Genomic DNA, 18,695 nt, shown 5'->3' with positions numbered 1-18,695 from the left:
GTTCTTTTAGTTGTTGATTTCATAACACTCTCCAATTTTGGGGGTAGAAAGTGTCAACCTTATTTAGGACGGCACAAAGTCATAAGTAAAAGCCTCGTTATTTAACGGGGCTTTTTATTATCTATTATTCACATTTGGAACGAAAATAGTTACATTGTCACATTGAATTGAAATTAAAACAGAGTGAAATCGATTGCTTTTAAGCGGTTAGTTACGATTTTTATCGCAGAAACTTGATTGTAATTGTTTGTTTTATATTTAAAAATCTTATAAAGATATAGGTTTTTACTTATTACGTTCATTTTCATTGAATTACGATGAAAAACGGTAAATAATATTGTCCCGTTTATACGGGGCTTTTTTCTTTCGGAGGCACAATGCTTTACCGTCTAGCCAGAACTGGCTTTTTCCAACTCGATGCCGAGAAGGCACATGATCTTGCAATCAAGAACTTCCAACGCTTTAACGGCACACCACTTGATCTCTTTTACCGCCAACAGTTACCAACTCGTCCAGTTGAGTGTATGGGTCTAACATTCCGTAACCCTGTTGGTCTTGCGGCTGGTTTAGATAAAAACGGCGAATGTATTGAAGCATTTGATGCCATGGGCTTTGGCTTTGTCGAAGTCGGCACTGTAACGCCACGACCACAACCAGGTAATGATAAACCACGCTTATTCCGTTTAGTGGAAGCAGAAGGGATCATCAACCGCATGGGCTTTAATAACCTAGGCGTTGATAATTTGATCGAGAATGTTAAACGAGCAAAATTCAATTGTGTTCTCGGAATTAATATCGGTAAAAATAAAGATACGCCAATTGAGAAAGGGGCAGAGGACTACCTGATTTGTATGGAAAAAGTGTATGAGTATGCTGGCTATATTGCAGTAAACATCTCATCGCCAAACACTCCAGGTCTTCGTTCACTTCAATATGGTGAAGCGCTTGATGAACTGCTTTCCGAATTAAAAGCGAAACAAGCGGAGTTATCAGAGAAGTACAACAAGTATGTCCCGTTAGCATTAAAGATTGCGCCAGATTTAAGTGACGATGAAATCTGCCAAATCTGCGATTCTTTATTGAAAAACAATATAGATGGTGTGATCGCGACTAACACAACTTTGGATCGCACGATCGTAGAAGGGATGAGACACGCCAATGAGGCAGGTGGCTTGAGTGGTCGCCCTGTGCAATCACGCTCTACGGAGGTCGTACGTAAGCTTCATGAAGAGCTTGGAGACAAACTTCCAATTATCGGTGTTGGTGGTGTAGATTCCTATGTTGCAGCCAAAGAAAAGATCATGGCAGGCGCTAAACTTGTTCAAGTCTACACTGGCTTTATTTACCACGGCCCAGGTCTCGTACGTGATATTGTTAAGAATCTTTAACATATACATCAAAAACTACTGAAAAATCAGTACCTGTTACATAAAAAAGAGGACTTTGTTTCCTCTTTTTTTTTATCCGTTCGTTTGTAGAATTTAAAAATCACGAGTAGGTAATTAAGCGTCTTACCTCTTTACCACTGATTTAACTAGTCAAGAGAGAACGGAATAATGCTTAAACCCAGCGACAAATGGAATTGGTATTTTGACGAGCAAAAAGCTTGCTTAATGCTGGATCTGGGGGAGGAAATGATTTTCCAAACCAATCTATCCCGAAAATTGTTGGTTAACTGTGCCTTCTCAAACAGTGAATTTACCGTTGATGACGCCAGCGCATTTCAAACGTTTAATGAGCGCATTCGCTGTCTCGATATCAGTGAATATCGCCAAGCTGAATTAACACTGTATTGTGTTGCTGCAAAGCGTTTTCATAAACCTGTACAGCCTAAGAGCTGGTTCTTCGATGCACAGTCCTCTGATTATGAACCTCAAGAAGGGGACATGGTCTTCCTCACAAATCAATATTCTGATGGTATGTTCATCGTTCTAGAACCAGGCGAAACATCGAGCTTATGTGCTTATGTTAACCAAGAAGCCTTTGTTCTTGATGGCAATAAGGCGCTTCAATTTGGGCAGCCGATTAAAGTAATGCATGATCGCATGGCTTGTGCAAACCACCTCTTTGCAATGACCCCTATGGCAATGGTGGGTTAAAGCTGTTTAATTTTTCTTTATTTCGTTCCTTTGTTTGCCTTAATCGACCTTACTGGGTCGATTTTTTTTGTCCTTTCCTCTGACACTCCAATCCGAAAGACCATGAAACTGTTTGTTTTCTATGCATGCAAACATGAAGCTGGTCACTTTTATTTTACTTATTTCAATTTGATTACTCCTTTAATTAGGCAACCTAGCGCCTAAAACAACCCTATCTATTCCCCTATAAAGGGCATTTGTAAGTAATTTACATCAACCAATCCAAGCTGGTGTATACCAAAATGCATGTAAATAAGTATTCACTTCTTCTAAAGGAAACAAAATACGTTCATAAATGAAAAACATTCAAACTAAAGATGTTGAAAGTTTTAGATCATTTGAGTGGTGATGATTTGAACTAACGGGTGGGAAAATACCTTTAAAAACGAGGCATTGATCGTAAAGTCAGGTATAATTGAAGCCATTTTTTATCAGCGAAAGAACACTATGAATCAATATCTCGCGGTAACTTCAAATGGCATGGAAAATTTGCTTGTTGAAGAACTGACTAAACTAGGCATTGAAAATGCGAAACCAGTACAGGCAGGCGTAAAATTTAAAGCGACAAACGAACAGGTTTATCGCTGTTGTTTGTGGAGCCGTTTAGCGTCTCGATTTGTACGTGTTTTATCTGAGTTCACGTGTAACAACGACATGGACTTGTATCTATCCACTTCCACTATTAACTGGGTTAACCAATTTCATAGCTCTAAACGCTTTGTTGTGGACTTTAACGGCACAAACCGTGAGATTAGAAATAGCCAATACGGGGCTATGAAGGTCAAAGATGGCATCGTAGATTGCTTTGAGAATAAAGGCTTGCCACGTCCTAATATCAGCAAAGAACGCCCAGATATTCGTATTCACGTTCGTTTGCATAAAGATAAAGCGTTGCTTGGGGTAGACATGGTAGGTAGTGGTCTTCATCAGCGTGGTTATCGACCAGAATCGGGTCGTGCGCCATTACGTGAAACGCTTGCTTCTGCGATTATCATGCGTTGTGGCTGGGATGGGCATCAACCATTACTCGATCCAATGTGTGGTTCTGGTACTTTGCTTATTGAAGCGGCAATGATGGCAGCCAACATGGCACCTGGCGTTAAGCGCAAACAATGGGGCTTCGAAGTTTTGGAAGACTTTGAACCGGAGACCTGGGCTGAGATTAAATCAGAGGCTAATGTTCAAGCTAGACGGGGTGTCAAGAAAGTTGACGCTAAGTTTTTTGGATTCGATAACGACCCCAAAGTATTAAAAGTCGCTCAAGAAAACGCCCGCAGAGCAGGTGTTGAAGAGTTGATTGAGTTTGCGCAAGGTGATGCTGCAACTATTACTCGTCCCGCAGGATTTGAACACGGTGTTATCGTTTCAAACCCACCTTACGGTGAGCGTCTAGGAACTGAGCCGGGGCTGATTGCGCTCTATACCGCATTCGGTGGACAGCTAAAATCTGAGTTTGGCGGATGTAAAGCATCTATCTTCTCTAGCTCGGACGAGCTCTTGAGTTGCCTTCGTATGCGCGCTGATAAACAGTTTAAATTGAACAACGGTGCGTTACCGTGTCACCAAAAGAACTACAGCATTGCCGAGCGCAGCGCTGATGAAGTTAAAGGTGCAGATACTAACGTTCAAATCGCACCAGACTTCTCAAACCGTTTGAAGAAAAACATTGGCAAGATTGGCAAGTGGGCTCGTAAAGAGAAACTAGACTGCTATCGTATCTACGATGCAGACCTTCCAGAATACAACGTAGCGATCGACGTGTACGGCGATCAAATTGTGATTCAAGAGTACGCAGCACCTAAGAACATCCCTGAAGAAAAAGCCAAGCGTCGTCTAACGGACATTATCCGTGCGACGATTCAGGTGACCGGTGTTGAAGCGAACAAAGTTGTACTGAAAGTTCGTGAGAAGCAGAAAGGTCGAAGCCAGTACCAAAAATTAGGTCAGGTATCAGAGACGCTCGAAGTAAACGAGTACGGTGTGAAGCTGATCGTGAACCTTCATGACTACCTAGACACAGGCCTGTTCTTGGATCATAAGATCACTCGTCGTCGTCTTGGCGAAATGGCACAGGGTAAAGATTTCCTTAACTTGTTTGCTTACACTGGTAGTGCAACGGTGCACGCTGCAGTTGGTGGTGCGCGTTCCACTACAACTGTCGATATGTCAAACACCTACTTGAACTGGGCGAAAGACAATATGCAGCTTAATGGCTGTGTAGGGCGCCAACATAAATATGAACAAGCGGACTGTTTGCAATGGCTAGAAAACGCAAAAGGTGAGTACGACTTGATCTTTATTGACCCACCTACGTTCTCTAACTCTAAGCGTATGGAAACATCATTCGATGTACAACGTGACCACATTAAGCTAATGAAGAACCTCAAACGTTTACTGAGAAGTGAAGGCACAATCGTATTTTCAAATAACAAACGTCACTTCAAGATGGATGAAGAATCACTCGCTGAATTGGGTTTGAAGGCTCAGAATATTTCTTCTCAAACGTTACCATTAGATTTTTCGCGTAATAAACAGATTCATAACTGTTGGCTAGTAACGCACGCGTAGTATAAACAAAAGGATTAATACGTGCTGATATTGTATAGCACGGAGGGATGCCATCTTTGTGAGATGGCATTTGCTCTAGTAGACCAAGTCGGTTTGGCCGAGCAAACAGATATCATTGATATTGCGTTCGATGATGTACTATTTTCTCGTTACGGCGTCACAATACCCGTATTAAAATATCAAGATTCTGAGTTGAACTGGCCGTTTGACTTAGAACAACTCACACATTGGTTGGATAATAATGGCATTACTTACCATTCATAACGCACAACTTGCATTTGGTGACCACCCATTGCTAGACAAAGCGGAGTTCGCTCTTCAAGAAAACGAACGCGTTTGTTTAGTTGGTCGTAACGGAGCAGGTAAGTCCACGTTAATGAAAGTGCTTGCCGGCGACATTTTGTTGGATGATGGCAAGATTCAAATAACTCAAGACGTAGTAGTTTCTCGGCTTGAACAAGATCCACCGCGCAATCAAGAGGGTACGGTTTACGAATACGTATCTGGCGGTTTGGCTGAAATCGGCGAACAATTGAAGATCTATCATGATCTTCTCGATCTTGTTGCTCAAGACCCAAGTGAGAAGAACATTAACCGTTTGGCGAAAGTTCAAGAGCAACTTGATCATTCTAACGCTTGGCGCTTTGATGACCGTGTTAAGAACGTACTTGGCGCTTTAAAACTAAGCCCAGAAACCAAACTGACCGATCTATCCGGTGGCTGGCAACGTAAAGCTGCTTTAGCTCGTGCGCTGGTTTGTGATCCTGATGTATTGCTTCTTGATGAACCAACAAACCATCTCGATGTGACAACGATCGAATGGTTAGAGAACTTCTTAAAAGACTTCAAAGGCTCGATCATCTTTATTTCTCACGACCGTGCATTCATCAAGTCGATGGCGACACGCATCGTTGACTTAGATCGCGGTCAATTAGCTTCTTTCCCTGGTAATTACGAACAGTATTTGAATGACAAAGAAGAAATGCTTCGCGTCGAAGAAATGCAAAATGCTGAGTTCGATAAGAAACTAGCGCAGGAAGAAGTGTGGATTCGTCAAGGCATTAAAGCACGTCGTACTCGTAATGAAGGCCGTGTTCGAGCCCTTAAAAAACTTCGTGAAGAGCGTCGTGACCGTCGTGAAGTTCAAGGTAAAGTTAACCTAAACATCGATGATGCTTCTCGTTCAGGTAAGATTGTATTTGAAGCAGAAAATGTATCTTTTGCTTACGAAGGCAAGACAATTGTCGACGACTTTAGCTTTAACATCATGCGTGGTGACCGTATTGCACTTATCGGACCAAATGGCTGCGGTAAGAGTACGGTACTTAAATTGCTACTAGGGCAATTGGAAGCGCAGTCTGGTCGTTTACACTGCGGAACAAAATTAGAAGTCGCGTACTTTGATCAGTACCGAGAGATTTTGGATCCAGAAAAGACAGTGATCGATAACTTAGCGGATGGGAAACAAGAAGTAATGGTTGGGGGACGTCAGCGTCATGCGCTGAGTTATCTTCAAGACTTCTTATTTGCACCTAAGCGCGCCAGAACCCCGGTTAAGGCACTTTCTGGTGGTGAGAAAAACCGATTATTGCTAGCCCGTATCTTGTTGAAACCAAACAACTTACTTATTCTTGATGAACCAACTAACGATTTGGATATCGAAACGTTGGAACTTTTAGAAGAAATGCTTGCCAATTATCAGGGTACATTATTGTTAGTGAGTCACGACCGTGAGTTCGTAGACAACACAGTAACAACCAGCTGGATTTTTGAGGGTAACGGTATAATCGAAGAGTTCGTTGGTGGTTATCATGATGCTAAACAGCAGCGTGACCAAGTTCTTGCTTCGCGCAGTCAGGTTGAAAAACCAACGAAGAAAGAGAAAGTGGTTGAGGAAACTCCCAAAACTACGCAACCTAAGAACAATTCGAAGAAGTTATCGTATAAGCTGCAAAGAGAATTAGAGGCTCTACCAGCTAAACTTGAACAATTAGAGTCGGATATCGAGAGCCTTCAGGAGCAAGTGAACGATCCAGAGTTCTTTGCTAAACCTGTAGAGCAAACTCAGCCGGTATTGGAACAGCTTGCTGCACTAGAGCAGGAGTTGGAAATCGCATTCGAGAGATGGGAAGAACTCGAAGCAATGCAACAGGATAGTTAAGAATTCAATGAATTGTAGTAATAAATTCAAATTGACCGCCATTGCAATGATGGTTGGTACCACAATGAACGCACAGGCGGCATTGTATCAAGTTGTTGAGGTTTCACCTCAGGATCATGGTTCAAACGGTGACTACCAAACGGCTTACGGGGTTGCAATTCAACAGGGCGACGCAGGTACAGATCCTTCAACAGGTTCACCTTTCGCTTTAGGCTGCTTTGATGCAGCAGCAAACTGCACGCCAGAGCAGTTTAAACTTGCAATGGAAACTCGCACTACACCGATTTCAGCGACACAAGCCGTGGATGGGAACAGCTATCGTGAAGAAATCCCATTCGGATTAGACGCTGGCTTTTATTACATCCAAGAACTCAAAGACTTTGAGCGTTACTGTTACAACCAGCTTCGCTATTCCACCTGTGACTCTTGGGCTTCAGTAAACTGGACGCCGTGGAATAAAGAACGTAGTAAAGACTTTACTTCTAATGCGTTAGCGTTCATAGAAGAAGATTCTGCTGCTTATAAAAATGAATATAACAATGTTATCAACCAGCTTACCGAGGATGGTGCAGCTGTCGGTAATCAGAGTAAAGTTAGCACAGAAAATACTTCTACATTAGAAACACGAAATACCGTAGTTGCACCAGTAGAGCCAAATATTCTTACTGGCGATGGTGACGCAAGTGTTGTGCAAAGCCATGCTTGGAGCACAGACGGCAATTTTACTGTTGGCAGTGTTTCTCGAACAGCAAGCAATACCAATGGATCTCACCACACATCAAAAGCAGCGATTTGGGATCAAAGCGGAACCGTCAGTGAATTGGCTTGGCCAAGTGGCACATCTAAAGATGGAGAAAGGTTAGCTCAAGGGAGCATGCGTGACCTTGTCACTGATGGAACTACGGTCTATGGCGTAGGTTACAACACTTACAGTGATGATAACTACCTGAATGCGACTGTTTTTGTCGGAACTTTAGAAGCCGAAGGTAGCGTTGAAAACGCAACTTGGAAAAACAAAGTTGTTGTAGGAGCTAGACAGCGTGAGGGTGATGATACGGTTCATACAAACTCACGATTAACCGACGTTAACTCTAATTTTGTTGCTATTGGTGAAGCAAAACGTTCGGGCGGATACTTAATGCCAACGGGCTCTGCTCCGAATCGTCTCTTTATCGTAGATGATGTTCGTAAGGATTCTATTAGCGCTTTTTACCCAACTACTGGCATTTTCTTTAGCGGTGCGGGCGGTAAGATGGGCGGTATCAACTCTTACAATGAAATCGTCGGGCAACTTGATGCAGAAACGACTCGTGAAGACGATGGCAAGCCACGTCGTAAGCGCGGTTTTATCTATCCATATAGCGTAGGTGGCGAGACTAGTGAACGTGCTGCAACATTATTCAATGGAAAAGCTTGGTTCCTAGACAGTTTGACTAACGGCGGTGATTACTCTGAACAAAACAATCAGTTCCGTATTATCGACGCAACTGATATCAATGATGCAGGTGTGATCTCTGGTACTGCTATGAAATGTGCAGGTGGTTATAGTACAACAGCAAACAATGCGACATGTAGCTCTGAAGAGCAAATTGTAGCAGTCAAACTAGTACCTATTGCTGACGCAACTAAGGACGACATCGTATCTCGAAGCATTGACTCAACGACGACAGAGCGTCAAGGTGCAGGCCTTGGTTGGTTAGCTTTGACCATGCTTGGATTGTTTGGGTTCCGTAGAAAATAGTTAAAAATCGTCAGTAATTTTTAAATCAAGCAGAGGCTCACACATTTGAGTCTCTGCTTTTTTTATGCCTTGAGAAATTGCCTACTTTGATCGATTCTTATAAGTGGAGTCATAAAAACTCCATCAAAGTTTCACAATAACAGCTGTACGTTAGTAAATGGACCTGTATGAGGAATTAACTATGAAGAGACAAAAGCGTGATCGCCTAGAACGAGCTCAATCTCAAGGCTACAAAGCTGGATTGAATGGAAGGTCTCAAGAGGCTTGCCCATATCAACAAGTTGATGCTCGGTCGTATTGGTTAGGTGGTTGGCGTGATGCCAGAGATGAAAGACAATCTGGTCTCTACAAATAAACTCTCCACATACAAAAAGAAGGATTCGAAAGGGCTCTACGGAGCCTTTTCTACATTATAGGGACATAGGGAAGTAGGTTAACACTCGATAACAAAAAGGCTCTTAAATAGGAGCCTTAATAAATCGATTAAAATCGTGATTAGAAGCTTGAAGTGTCTTGGAACAAGCCAACTTTCAAATCTTTTGCTACGTAGATTTCTTTGCCGTCCACACATACACGACCGTCAGCCAAACCCATCACAAGCTTACGGTTTACAACGCGTTTCATGTGGATTTCGTACGTCACTTTTTTCGCTGTTGGCAGGATCTGACCTGTAAACTTCACTTCGCCAACACCCAGAGCACGACCTTTTCCTTTGCCACCAACCCAGCCAAGGAAGAAACCAACAAGTTGCCACATCGCATCAAGGCCAAGACAACCCGGCATTACAGGGTCGCCAGGGAAGTGGCAGTCAAAGAACCACAAATCTGGAGTAATATCCAATTCCGCCAAGATCAAACCTTTACCAAAATCGCCTTCAGTCTCAGACATTTTAGTAACACGATCCATCATTAGCATGTTTGGCGCAGGAAGCTGAGGGTAACCAGGCCCAAACAGTTCGCCTTGGCTAGAAGCAAGTAGATCGTCACGGTTATAAGAATCACGTTTGTTTTGCATTATCAATTACTCCAATTTTTGATAGCTGCATCTTAGTGAACACGTGTACGCTAAACAACTCCGATCAGTACTAGACAAACCAGTTTTTGATGCGCTGCACAATTCCTTCTGGATGCTCATGTCTTTCAAAGTTTTCAATACGTTCCGCTATTTTGCCAATAATGCTATCGTCTTCACCTCTAAAAGGTTTATTCATTACAATCGGAATAGCTTCATCTACGGTAGAAACGGACCAAATATGGAACTCACCATTTTTAATGCTTTCTATTACATCTTTATGTAATGCAAGGTGTTTAAGGTTTGATTTTGGCATCACAACACCTTGATTTCCTGTAAAACCTTGATGTTTACAAACCTGATAAAAGCCTTCAATTTTTTCGTTCAAGCCACCGACGGCTTGCACTCGACCAAACTGATCAACAGCTCCTGTAACCGCAACTTTTTGATTAATTGGAGATTCAGATAAAGCACTCACCAAGCAACAAAGTTCTGCAAGAGATGCGCTGTCACCATCAACTTCACTATAAGACTGTTCAAATACGATGGAGGCTGAGTAAGGCAGTGGTTCATCCAGTTTCAGAGCAGAGCTCAAGAAAGCTTGCATAATCATCATGCCTTTTGCATGTAGATTGCCTCCAAGCTCAGCTTTGCGCTCAACATCGGAAACATCGCCATCACCAAAATGAATTACACAAGATATTCGTGCAGGCTCACCATAGCTGACAGGGTGCCCAGCCATATCAATAACGGTTAGGCCATTGATTTGACCAACTTGTTCCCCAGTTGTCTCAATGATGACTTGGCCATCTAAAATATCGTACACGGCACGCTGAGGAAGGTAAGATTCTCGGTAATACTTATCGTCAATCGCTTTATCTAACGACTTGTAATCTAATGCGTGGCCATCACTGAACTGGCTAGCAAGCGTTAGAAGTTGAGAGTGCCACATTACTCCTAAAGGCAGATAATGTTGATCTTCAGTAAATCTCATACCGGCTAGCAACAATCTTCTAAAACCACATTCAGTTAAGTGAGGCAGCTGATATTGAGAACATATCCAGTTCACTAAACCAAAGTAATCTGTCAAATTCTGCTCTGACAGATGAATATCTTCTTCAACTTCCGTATACATGGCAAAGCCAGAACAGAAGTCTTCATCGATGTATTCTAGCTCTGCTAACTGACTTCTTTCTCCTGTTACAATCAGTTTTACATCATAAGCTTTAGCTTGCGGTACTGAAGTAGGTAAACGAGTAGGGCTTAGGTTCAGTGGCTCGATAAGGTTTTGTTGAATTGCAGACTTTATATTTGGCCAAAGCCCTGGGTTAGCCAAAATTAGATTAGCCGGTACTATTAAGTAACCGTTATCTGCCTGTGAAATTAAACCAGGTTGGAAGGCAATATCACCACTTACATCAACACTGTAACGGTCAAATAAACGTTTGGCATCAAGTGATTCCGACAAAACTATCGCAGCGTTAGACTGGCTCTGAAGAGCTTTACTGATGAACTCTCTATATACAGAATTATCTACGCAGTTAATGAGTAGTACTCGCGTCAATCCGGAAATTTTTGAAAAACGAGATATCGTTGCCGACATTCTCGGTTGGAGATCAGTAAAAGACTTCTTTGTTAACGAAGATGCAGACTTTAAAAGTGCTTCGTACTGCTCAAGTGAAGGTGTTACGTCTTGCCAATTAAGTTGGTTCATTAAAATTCATCGTAATTCAATCTTGCCGACATTATAACGAAACGGACTATAACACCCTAGCACCAATTTGGTTTGCTCTCGGCATTCATCTCTCAATGAACAATACTTAGACAAATGAGTGATCAACATCGATACTTCTAAGAGTTTTATTTGCCCAAGTAAACCATCTGGGTTACGCTGTCACTAGGTTATGTTTATGGGTCGGAACAAATGAAATATCAGCAGCTTGAGAATCTAGAATGTGGGTGGAAATGGAAGTATCTCATCAAAAAATGGAAAGATGGTGAAGCGATTACCCGACATATTGATACAAGCGAAGCAGATGCAGCGGTCGCAGAACTAAAACGCCTTGAACACGAGCCTACACTTGTCTTAGCTTGGATAGAAAACCACATGTCAGAAGAGTTAGATAATAAACTCAAGCAGGCTATCCGAGCGAAACGGAAACGTCACTTCAATGCAGAGCAAGTCCATACAAAGAAGAAATCCATTGATTTAGATTACCGAGTTTGGGAAAAGCTTTCTAGTAGAGCGAATGAACTTGGTTGTACGTTATCTGACGCAATTGAATATTTGCTTTCCGAAGCGTCGAGAAGTGAAAAAGCGAGTCAAAAAGTTACCTCAATTAAAGAGGATTTGAGTAAATTGCTATCTAGCTAGGATAGGGAGTGCCAAATGTTATATGTAATCTTAATTGCAGCCATCGTGATCTTTTGGTTGATCGCAGTCGATAGGCCGGTGTTAAAAGTAAAGTTCGATAATGGCCATATTAGTAACGTAAAAGGGCATCTACCTCCTTCTTTCAAACACAACTTACAGGATATTAGTGAGCATAACCCGTTTACTGGTGAAATGAAGGTGTATAGCCAACGAACAGGAATGCGCTTAAGCTTTTCCAAAGGCATTCCCAAAAAAGTTCAACAGAGGATTCGTAACGTTTTTCCGCACCAGGGCTTCAAAGCAAACAAAGGCAAGAAGCGCGCTTAATTACATATCAGTTACTTCATCATGTTAAATGGGACGCAATGTGGCGTCCCATTTTCGTATCTACAGAAAAATTACTTATCATCGAACAATCAACAACATAAACGGACCAAAACGATGAGATACGTTGTAACTTTAATGGTATTGATCTTTGCAAGTAATTCAGTTTTTGCTGACGATTCAGAAACGAACCTGTTGGCTAAAAAGATTAAGACTAAGCTTCAAAAGAAAGTAGACAATAAGTTTGATGGCTATCAAGGTTATTGTGACGTCATGATAGAAATGGAGCACAAAAGTAAAAACGCAGTAATAAAAAGAGTAACCAGCAGTGGTGACCAAAAAGTGTGTAGGTACGTTAAGTCCAACTTGAAGAAAGGAAAACGCTATCGTTACAAATACCCCGAAAAGTACATTCGCCTCCATATAACCACAGGCTTATAAATGTTTCAGAACGCAACTGAGCTCGTGATTTTTGGCAGATTTCGTTGCGGAGCGATTAGAGCGTTTAGCTGATTTTTGCTGTTGTACGAGGCGAGTATGAAAGGCTTTTTTGTTTGGTAGCGCTTAAGTTAGTAATCGTGATGCCATTGAATGGCAAATTCAGTGAGTTGGCCATCATCACCATACATAGATTGATTCAGGTGCTTACGGAAGAACACGCCAGTAAGTCGAGGACTAAGCGCGCATCAATTTTCAATAAGAGATTTGATTTGCTTCGTAAGCATAACCACAAACCAAACTAGCGATTGCAAGTCCACAGAAACCTCGGTTAAAGCCTCAAAAGCAAACAATGTTGTTAATCTTAGGAGGACATTCTGGCCAATTGGTGACAGCTCAACAAATTTTGACAGGAATTGCTTTGTTAGAGATTGGAGCATTAACAGACTTAGAAGCCGCGGGGCAAGTATTAAAATATGCTAGAGCACTAAAGAAAATGATGTAAAAAGGCTCCGCAAGGAGCCTGATAATCTTAAAGTGTACTAATTGATACCTGATCTGACACTTACCCACTTTTCGACTCGGTGCCTGTCAGATTATATCTGGGCTAGATTCTTTTCAGCCCAGATTGATTTCCCATCCTCTAATGTCTCTATTGGCGTTCTGCCACAGCATATTTTTCCTTGATGAGTACGATGATATTGTAGTAGTCCATCCATTCGTCCAGATCTTTCTGTAATTCTTCCATTGAGCCATACAGTTTCTTTCTGAACGTCACTTGGTAGAACTCATTCAATATGGTCTTGTGGAAGCGTTCGAAGATACCATTTGTCTGTGGTGACATCGCTTTAGTTTTAGTGTGGTCGATATCATTAATGGCCAGATAGAGCTGGTAATCACGTTGTTCAACACGACCACAGTATTCAGTGCCTCGGCCAGTCAATATTCGCAGCATTGGTAGCTCATGCGCCTCGAAGAACGGTAAAACCTTATCATTCAACATATCTGCAGCGGTGATTGGTGTTTTTGTCTCGTAGAGTTTAGCGAAGGTGATTTTGCTGTAGGTATCAACGAACGTCTGCTGGTAGATGCGTCCAACACCTTTAAGGTTGCCAACACAAAACGTGTCTTGAGAGCCGTGGTAGCCTGGATGCGCTGTTTCTATCTCACCGCAAGCCTCGTCATCATGCTTCTTGCGTTCAAGGGCTGCAACTTGCTCTTCCGTTAGAATGATACCGTTCTCAGCGACCTGTGTTTCTAACGCAATAAGGCGCTTTTTGAAGCTTTCTAGGTCCATTACGAAGCCAGATTGAGAAGGCCAGCTTTGTGTTTGATGATTGGATTGTTAGTATGAAGCATGAGAGTTACCTCTTATTGTCCTTGATTAGTGATTAAGCACCTTTAATCAAAGTGGGTAACTCTCTTCTTTTCAAATTGGAGTCTCAGATCTAGTCTGAACTAATACAAAAATTCTGATGAATCAATCTTCAAATACATCGAGTAGATTTGTATCGAACGAAAGCCCCTTTAAATTGTGCTCTTCACATAACGATATGAGTTTGTCATCACAATAAATTGACGTACAACCTTCATCTTTTGATTTAAAGACATATTTATTTGAAAGATCGCTTTCTATAAATGCCAGTTTCTCTAATAATCCTTGTTCTCCGTCAATGTCTTCAAATTTGATTTTCTGCTTGTCTTCTTCTCCAAAGGACATCACGTTGAACACGGTAAAACTTTCATCATCGATTGTAATCGGTAAGAACTCACCGTCAGAATCAATTACATCTCGTACTACCTGATATGCATTTTCTCTCAAGACAAGAAATGTTCTCCATTTAGATATGTCTGGGATTGCTTCAGCAAATTTAAAGTGTTGAGTAAATGTTGCATATTCATTTACCCAAACATCTCTCAAGCTGGTTGAATCAACAGGGGCTCTTCGAAGTCGTCTTAACAACTTAAAGTCATCTGAATCGAGAGCTCGCTTATAAGGGTCATGCTCTAAGACCTTAAATTCTCGAGGTTTACTTTTTAATTTGTATACAGTCATACAGTAGGTTTCCAGTTAGCATCTTTCTTCTCAAGAATTTTCTCAGGATGAGAACTATCTTGTATTTGCTTTCTTGTATTTGCTTTTTCAGCAGTTAAGCAGTGTGGACTTAAATACATTTTCACTATGCCTAATTCTTCCAAGCGTGCCAATCCAGTTCTGATAATTTGTACCATGTATTCGTGAATGAGGTGGAGCTTTTGGAGTAGTGTAGTGATCTTTATAAGCACTGGATCTAGGTAACCAAACACCATTAATTGCATCATTAATACCTATACCAAATTCGAACATTTGTAATTTTGCATCAATCATCGCAGTTACCTTACCGTTTCCCATCACAATCTGATGTGCTGCGTGATTTGGGCTAGGTTGAGGTTCTGCTACGGCATAAAGTATGCGAGACAAGTGCCGGTAGCTTATTCCAAGAATGGATGTGGCTTCTCGGCACTTTAACTTATTGTTTAACACATCTTGGATAATGGAGAAACGGTGCAATTCATGGTAGTTCATCGTAACTAACTTCCTAAATACCTCCAAGCAAACATAGGACAGATTCACTTGGAAATACTAGGACATTATCGCTTTGGGCTTACACTATTAGTGCGCATTATGTATATTATGTTAAATTAAATATCGCCGTACGCTAAATGTTGTCTGAGTATGCTCCTATTCCCCTGCAGATTTTAAATTTAAGGGCCTTACTGTGAGCATTAAACATAATGGTTATTTACCATAAAATACTTAATATAGATCTTAATAATCTATCGATTGTTAAGATCTATATTAACGCCTTTTTGCTTATTGAAATGACTGTATAGCTTCAAAGATATCTTGTCTTCTAACTGGCTTGGAAATGAATCCGTCCATGCCGGCATCCAGGCATTTATCTCTATCGCTTTCTAACGCATGTGCAGTTAACGCTATAATTGGGGTCCTGAGACCTTTATCTCGAATAAGTCTTGTTGCGGTAATTCCATCCATCACTGGCATCGAGACATCCATGAGAATCAAATCGATTAAATCCTCATTCTCTTCTAAAAATGTTAATGCCTCTGCTCCATGGCTTGCGATATGAACATTATGGCCAAGCTTATTTAAGATAAGCTTTATTACGAACTGATTCGACTCGGTATCTTCTACGACGAGAAGTTCCATTGCTTTTGTCGGTTGATTGTTTTCGATTCTAACTGGACGATTTTGATTACAACGAGTCAAAACTGGAATCGAAATCGTAAAGGTTGAACCAACATGCTCATCACTTTTAACGGCAATCTTGCCACGCATCATTTCAACTAAATGCTTGGTTATTGCGAGCCCCAGTCCTGTACCACCGAAGCGTCTCGTGATGGAACGGTCTCCTTGATGAAATGCCGTAAACAAGTGCTCTTGCTTTGCTTTAGATATACCAATTCCAGTGTCAGATATTGAGATCACAAGTTCAGCATCTCGCTCAGATACAGAAACTTTTACTTCACCTTCGTCTGTAAACTTTATTGCATTCCCTATTAGATTAAACAGAATTTGAGATAACCGCGTGGAGTCAATCCAAAATTGTTTGTCATTAGTGACAGTACAGTTGAGCTTGAATTTAAGATTTTTCTTCTTAGCTATTTTTTTTTGCTGAGAAATAACAAAAGTGACAGTGTCTCTTAAGTTAATCCATTGTTCATTGAGCTGAAAGCGACCTGACTCGATTTTAGAAAGATCAAGAATGTCACTGATTATCGCGAGAAGTAACTCTGCAGAGCACTCCATTTGGCTCAAAGCATCAATTTGTTCTTCTGACAAGGTTGATTGCTTCAATATATCCAGCATTCCAAGAACGGAATTTAAAGGGGTTCTTATTTCATGACTCATCATCGCTAAGAACTCCGACTTAGACCGGTTCGCAAGCTCTGCTTCTTCTCTTGCTTTAGCGAGCTGAGTTGTTCTTACTTCAACGATACGTTGTAACTTCTCTTTGGTCTCGATATCAATGACCGCCCTTTCAATTAAGGGACGAAAGCGCCTCAAGGTTTCCTTATTCTCTATGCTAAAGTGCCCTTTCTGAGCTCCAATAAGTAGGATTACGGTTTGCGTTACTTCTGAACGTATACCAGTTAAAACGACCGAGTTTACATGGCTTTTTATAAAGCTGTTTAAGTTAACAAACTCAGCGAGTTTATCTGGCTCGAACAGTAGAATGCATTCACCATTGAGAGCTCTTTGATAGGTGTTACCGTGTAACCAGGATACATTATCAAATACGCTATTAGTTGATATCAATGTCTTGAAGGGATATCGTTCACCATCACGAGTCAGTACAATAAAATCATCGAAGTTGATGTACTTTTTGAGGACATTGTTTAATCCCGTAAATATCTCATGCCGATTCTTTGCCTCACTCATCGCAGATATCGCGGAAAGAATGGCCTTGTTTTCATCAGCGAGTAGTCGTTCTTTTTGTCTAGCCTGCTTTAGCTCAACTAACGCTTCTTGAAGCGCTTCCTGTTGATATATGTCTAAGTATTTATCTTTCATAAGGTTTATGGAATATAGCCGATGAAATCATCAGGTTTCCATGTCCATTCTCACCACCAATAAATCTACCTTGCTCGCCGAAAGTAAAAGGGCAAATAAAAGGCAAATGTTCTAGTTCTTGGTTAATTTGTTCACAAACGCTATTCATGTCTTGCATTAAGTGCAACATGGGACCCGCGCAAAAGATATTTATCACTCCAATTTTTCGAGACTCTTCTAATTTTTGGTTAAAAGCGGCATTGACGACTTTTGCAGCGCGCGCAACGAGATGCTCACGACTTCCTTTCATTAATGTGAGCTCGTCACCCTCTTCTATTCGTGTAAACAACTCGATTCCACCATCTGGCGTCTCACGGATCGGATGGGATAACTTGTAATATGGGCGATCATAGAGATGACCTGCGATCCGCCCTAATGGATAAGCACTCGAGTTTGTAAACAGCATATTATCTTTACCTACTTGGTTATCCTGGTGATTTGTCCACCTTCTATAAACATTGAGCGCAGGCTCATTATCAATTTCAAGTAAGCATCTATCGTTGGTCTTGGTTGCAACACCTTTGATATTAGTTGGTGTATGCCCAGCGCTAAAAGCGATATCAACAGGTTGAGAGGAGTAAAAGAGAGTTAAGCTTAAACCTGAAGTTTGAGAGCCTTGGGCGGTTATCACAGACCATTTCCCAGCGATGTTATTATCAGCGGCCGAACCACCAATAATTGGAATTAGAGTTCCAAATCTTTCATCTATAGACGCAATGATTGATTCCTCTTGCCCTGGTGTAGCATGAAGTAGAATTAAGTTTGGTACCTCTCCAACACGGTTTGCGTTCTCAAGGGCCATATCCAAAGCCTTGGTGACGCTGTCACCTAAGTTGTGATTAGAAATACCAGTACCATAAGCATGAGGACCTGTATCATAAACAGCAAGTGCCGCAATTACTGGTCCTGTATGAAAGCCCTGATCTGTCATCACGGCTTGACATGAACTGGCGCCATGAAAAGGCACACCAGGAAAATGCGCAAGAAACGCTTCTCGAATCAACTCGAAATTGTATTCTTCCGTGTAGTAACACATCACGTAAGACAAGTTCTGTTGTGTCAATTCGGACCTGAGCGTTTTTATCGCTGAGTCTTCATCTTTAATATGAGTAAAAACTGATTGGCAATGCATACGATTTTATGATTGGATATCACTCTGCTGTTATACCATTCCAACCAATTTTCTCTAGGTAAGAAGGTGTTAATTTCATTAATAAGTTACGATTATCTCGTGATAGATCGTATTTATAATGGCTATGTTCCCTTTAATTGTTGCTGAAGACTTAACATCCTGTTTTCATTAAGTTCTTCAGTAACTTCCATGT

General features: G+C 41.3%; 16 protein-coding genes and 2 pseudogenes. 11 read left to right on the top strand and 7 right to left on the bottom strand.

Annotated features, from left to right (window positions below):
• The first annotated feature begins 377 nt into the window (after positions 1-377).
• From pyrD to rmf, 7 genes are all read left to right on the top strand, one after another.
• Positions 378-1,388 carry a quinone-dependent dihydroorotate dehydrogenase gene (pyrD, locus tag R8O11_RS23560; RefSeq protein ID WP_005377443.1) on the top strand — a complete coding sequence of 337 codons (1,011 nt, stop codon included), beginning with the start codon at positions 378-380 and terminating at the stop codon, positions 1,386-1,388.
• Positions 1,389-1,556: 168 nt separating this feature from the next.
• On the top strand, positions 1,557-2,099 hold the full coding sequence (locus R8O11_RS23555; protein WP_005377444.1) for a cell division protein ZapC: 543 nt from the start codon (positions 1,557-1,559) through the stop codon (positions 2,097-2,099).
• Between the two features lie 486 nt (positions 2,100-2,585).
• Entirely contained in the window at positions 2,586-4,706 is a 2,121-nt protein-coding gene (gene rlmKL, locus R8O11_RS23550; RefSeq protein WP_017634283.1) for a bifunctional 23S rRNA (guanine(2069)-N(7))-methyltransferase RlmK/23S rRNA (guanine(2445)-N(2))-methyltransferase RlmL, read from the top strand.
• A 21-nt stretch (positions 4,707-4,727) separates the two neighbouring features.
• A complete protein-coding gene (locus R8O11_RS23545; RefSeq protein WP_017821808.1) occupies positions 4,728-4,970 on the top strand; it encodes a glutaredoxin family protein in 243 nt (80 codons plus the stop codon).
• Positions 4,948-6,867, top strand: a complete 1,920-nt coding sequence (locus R8O11_RS23540) for an ABC transporter ATP-binding protein (protein ID WP_005377449.1) — start codon at positions 4,948-4,950, stop codon at positions 6,865-6,867. Before R8O11_RS23545 ends, R8O11_RS23540 begins: the two co-directional genes overlap by 23 nt.
• Before the next feature lie 7 nt (positions 6,868-6,874).
• Positions 6,875-8,608, top strand: coding sequence for a DUF3466 family protein (locus R8O11_RS23535; protein WP_064353940.1), 1,734 nt, complete (start codon positions 6,875-6,877; stop codon positions 8,606-8,608).
• 181 nt (positions 8,609-8,789) lie between these two features.
• Positions 8,790-8,963, top strand: coding sequence for a ribosome modulation factor (rmf, locus tag R8O11_RS23530; RefSeq protein WP_005377453.1), 174 nt, complete (start codon positions 8,790-8,792; stop codon positions 8,961-8,963).
• 140 nt (positions 8,964-9,103) lie between these two features.
• On the opposite strand, the gene fabA is transcribed toward rmf, so the two are convergent.
• Positions 9,104-9,622: a bifunctional 3-hydroxydecanoyl-ACP dehydratase/trans-2-decenoyl-ACP isomerase gene (gene fabA / locus R8O11_RS23525; protein ID WP_005390081.1), complete on the bottom strand. Its 519-nt coding sequence runs from the start codon at positions 9,620-9,622 to the stop codon at positions 9,104-9,106.
• Positions 9,623-9,692: 70 nt separating this feature from the next.
• Complete coding sequence (locus R8O11_RS23520; RefSeq protein ID WP_318142054.1) at positions 9,693-11,333, bottom strand: Lon protease family protein; 1,641 nt, start codon at positions 11,331-11,333, stop codon at positions 9,693-9,695.
• A 210-nt stretch (positions 11,334-11,543) separates the two neighbouring features.
• Here R8O11_RS23520 and matP point away from each other — a divergent pair, with 210 nt between their 5' ends.
• From matP to R8O11_RS23500, 4 genes and pseudogenes are all read left to right on the top strand, one after another.
• On the top strand, positions 11,544-11,993 hold the full coding sequence (gene matP, locus R8O11_RS23515) for a macrodomain Ter protein MatP (protein WP_005396497.1): 450 nt from the start codon (positions 11,544-11,546) through the stop codon (positions 11,991-11,993).
• A 15-nt stretch (positions 11,994-12,008) separates the two neighbouring features.
• Positions 12,009-12,320 (top strand): DUF3634 family protein, encoded by a 312-nt coding sequence (locus R8O11_RS23510; protein WP_005377468.1) that lies wholly within the window; start codon positions 12,009-12,011, stop codon positions 12,318-12,320.
• A 114-nt stretch (positions 12,321-12,434) separates the two neighbouring features.
• Positions 12,435-12,758: a hypothetical protein gene (locus R8O11_RS23505; RefSeq protein WP_025766620.1), complete on the top strand. Its 324-nt coding sequence runs from the start codon at positions 12,435-12,437 to the stop codon at positions 12,756-12,758.
• A 373-nt stretch (positions 12,759-13,131) separates the two neighbouring features.
• A pseudogene (locus tag R8O11_RS23500) lies at positions 13,132-13,260 on the top strand (regulator); the annotation flags it as partial.
• Positions 13,261-13,351: 91 nt separating this feature from the next.
• On the opposite strand, the pseudogene R8O11_RS23495 reads toward R8O11_RS23500, so the two are convergent.
• The 5 genes and pseudogenes from R8O11_RS23495 to R8O11_RS23475 form a co-directional block, all read right to left on the bottom strand.
• Positions 13,352-14,068, bottom strand: a pseudogene (locus R8O11_RS23495) (integrase core domain-containing protein); the annotation flags it as partial.
• 167 nt (positions 14,069-14,235) lie between these two features.
• A complete protein-coding gene (locus R8O11_RS23490; RefSeq protein ID WP_050550050.1) occupies positions 14,236-14,811 on the bottom strand; it encodes a hypothetical protein in 576 nt (191 codons plus the stop codon).
• 87 nt (positions 14,812-14,898) lie between these two features.
• Entirely contained in the window at positions 14,899-15,321 is a 423-nt protein-coding gene (locus R8O11_RS23485; RefSeq protein WP_081107520.1) for an AHH domain-containing protein, read from the bottom strand.
• A 288-nt stretch (positions 15,322-15,609) separates the two neighbouring features.
• The gene (locus R8O11_RS23480) at positions 15,610-17,331 is read right to left on the bottom strand and encodes an ATP-binding protein (RefSeq protein ID WP_318194509.1); all 1,722 of its coding nucleotides are present in this window, start codon (positions 17,329-17,331) and stop codon (positions 15,610-15,612) included.
• Positions 17,321-18,502 (bottom strand): FIST signal transduction protein, encoded by a 1,182-nt coding sequence (locus tag R8O11_RS23475; RefSeq protein ID WP_318194508.1) that lies wholly within the window; start codon positions 18,500-18,502, stop codon positions 17,321-17,323. The genes R8O11_RS23480 and R8O11_RS23475 overlap by 11 nt, the downstream gene beginning before the upstream one ends.
• Positions 18,503-18,695: the final 193 nt, after the last annotated feature.

The sequence above is a fragment of the Vibrio sp. 1288 genome, from assembly GCF_033344475.1.
This window is presented reverse-complemented; position numbering and strand designations above follow the sequence as displayed.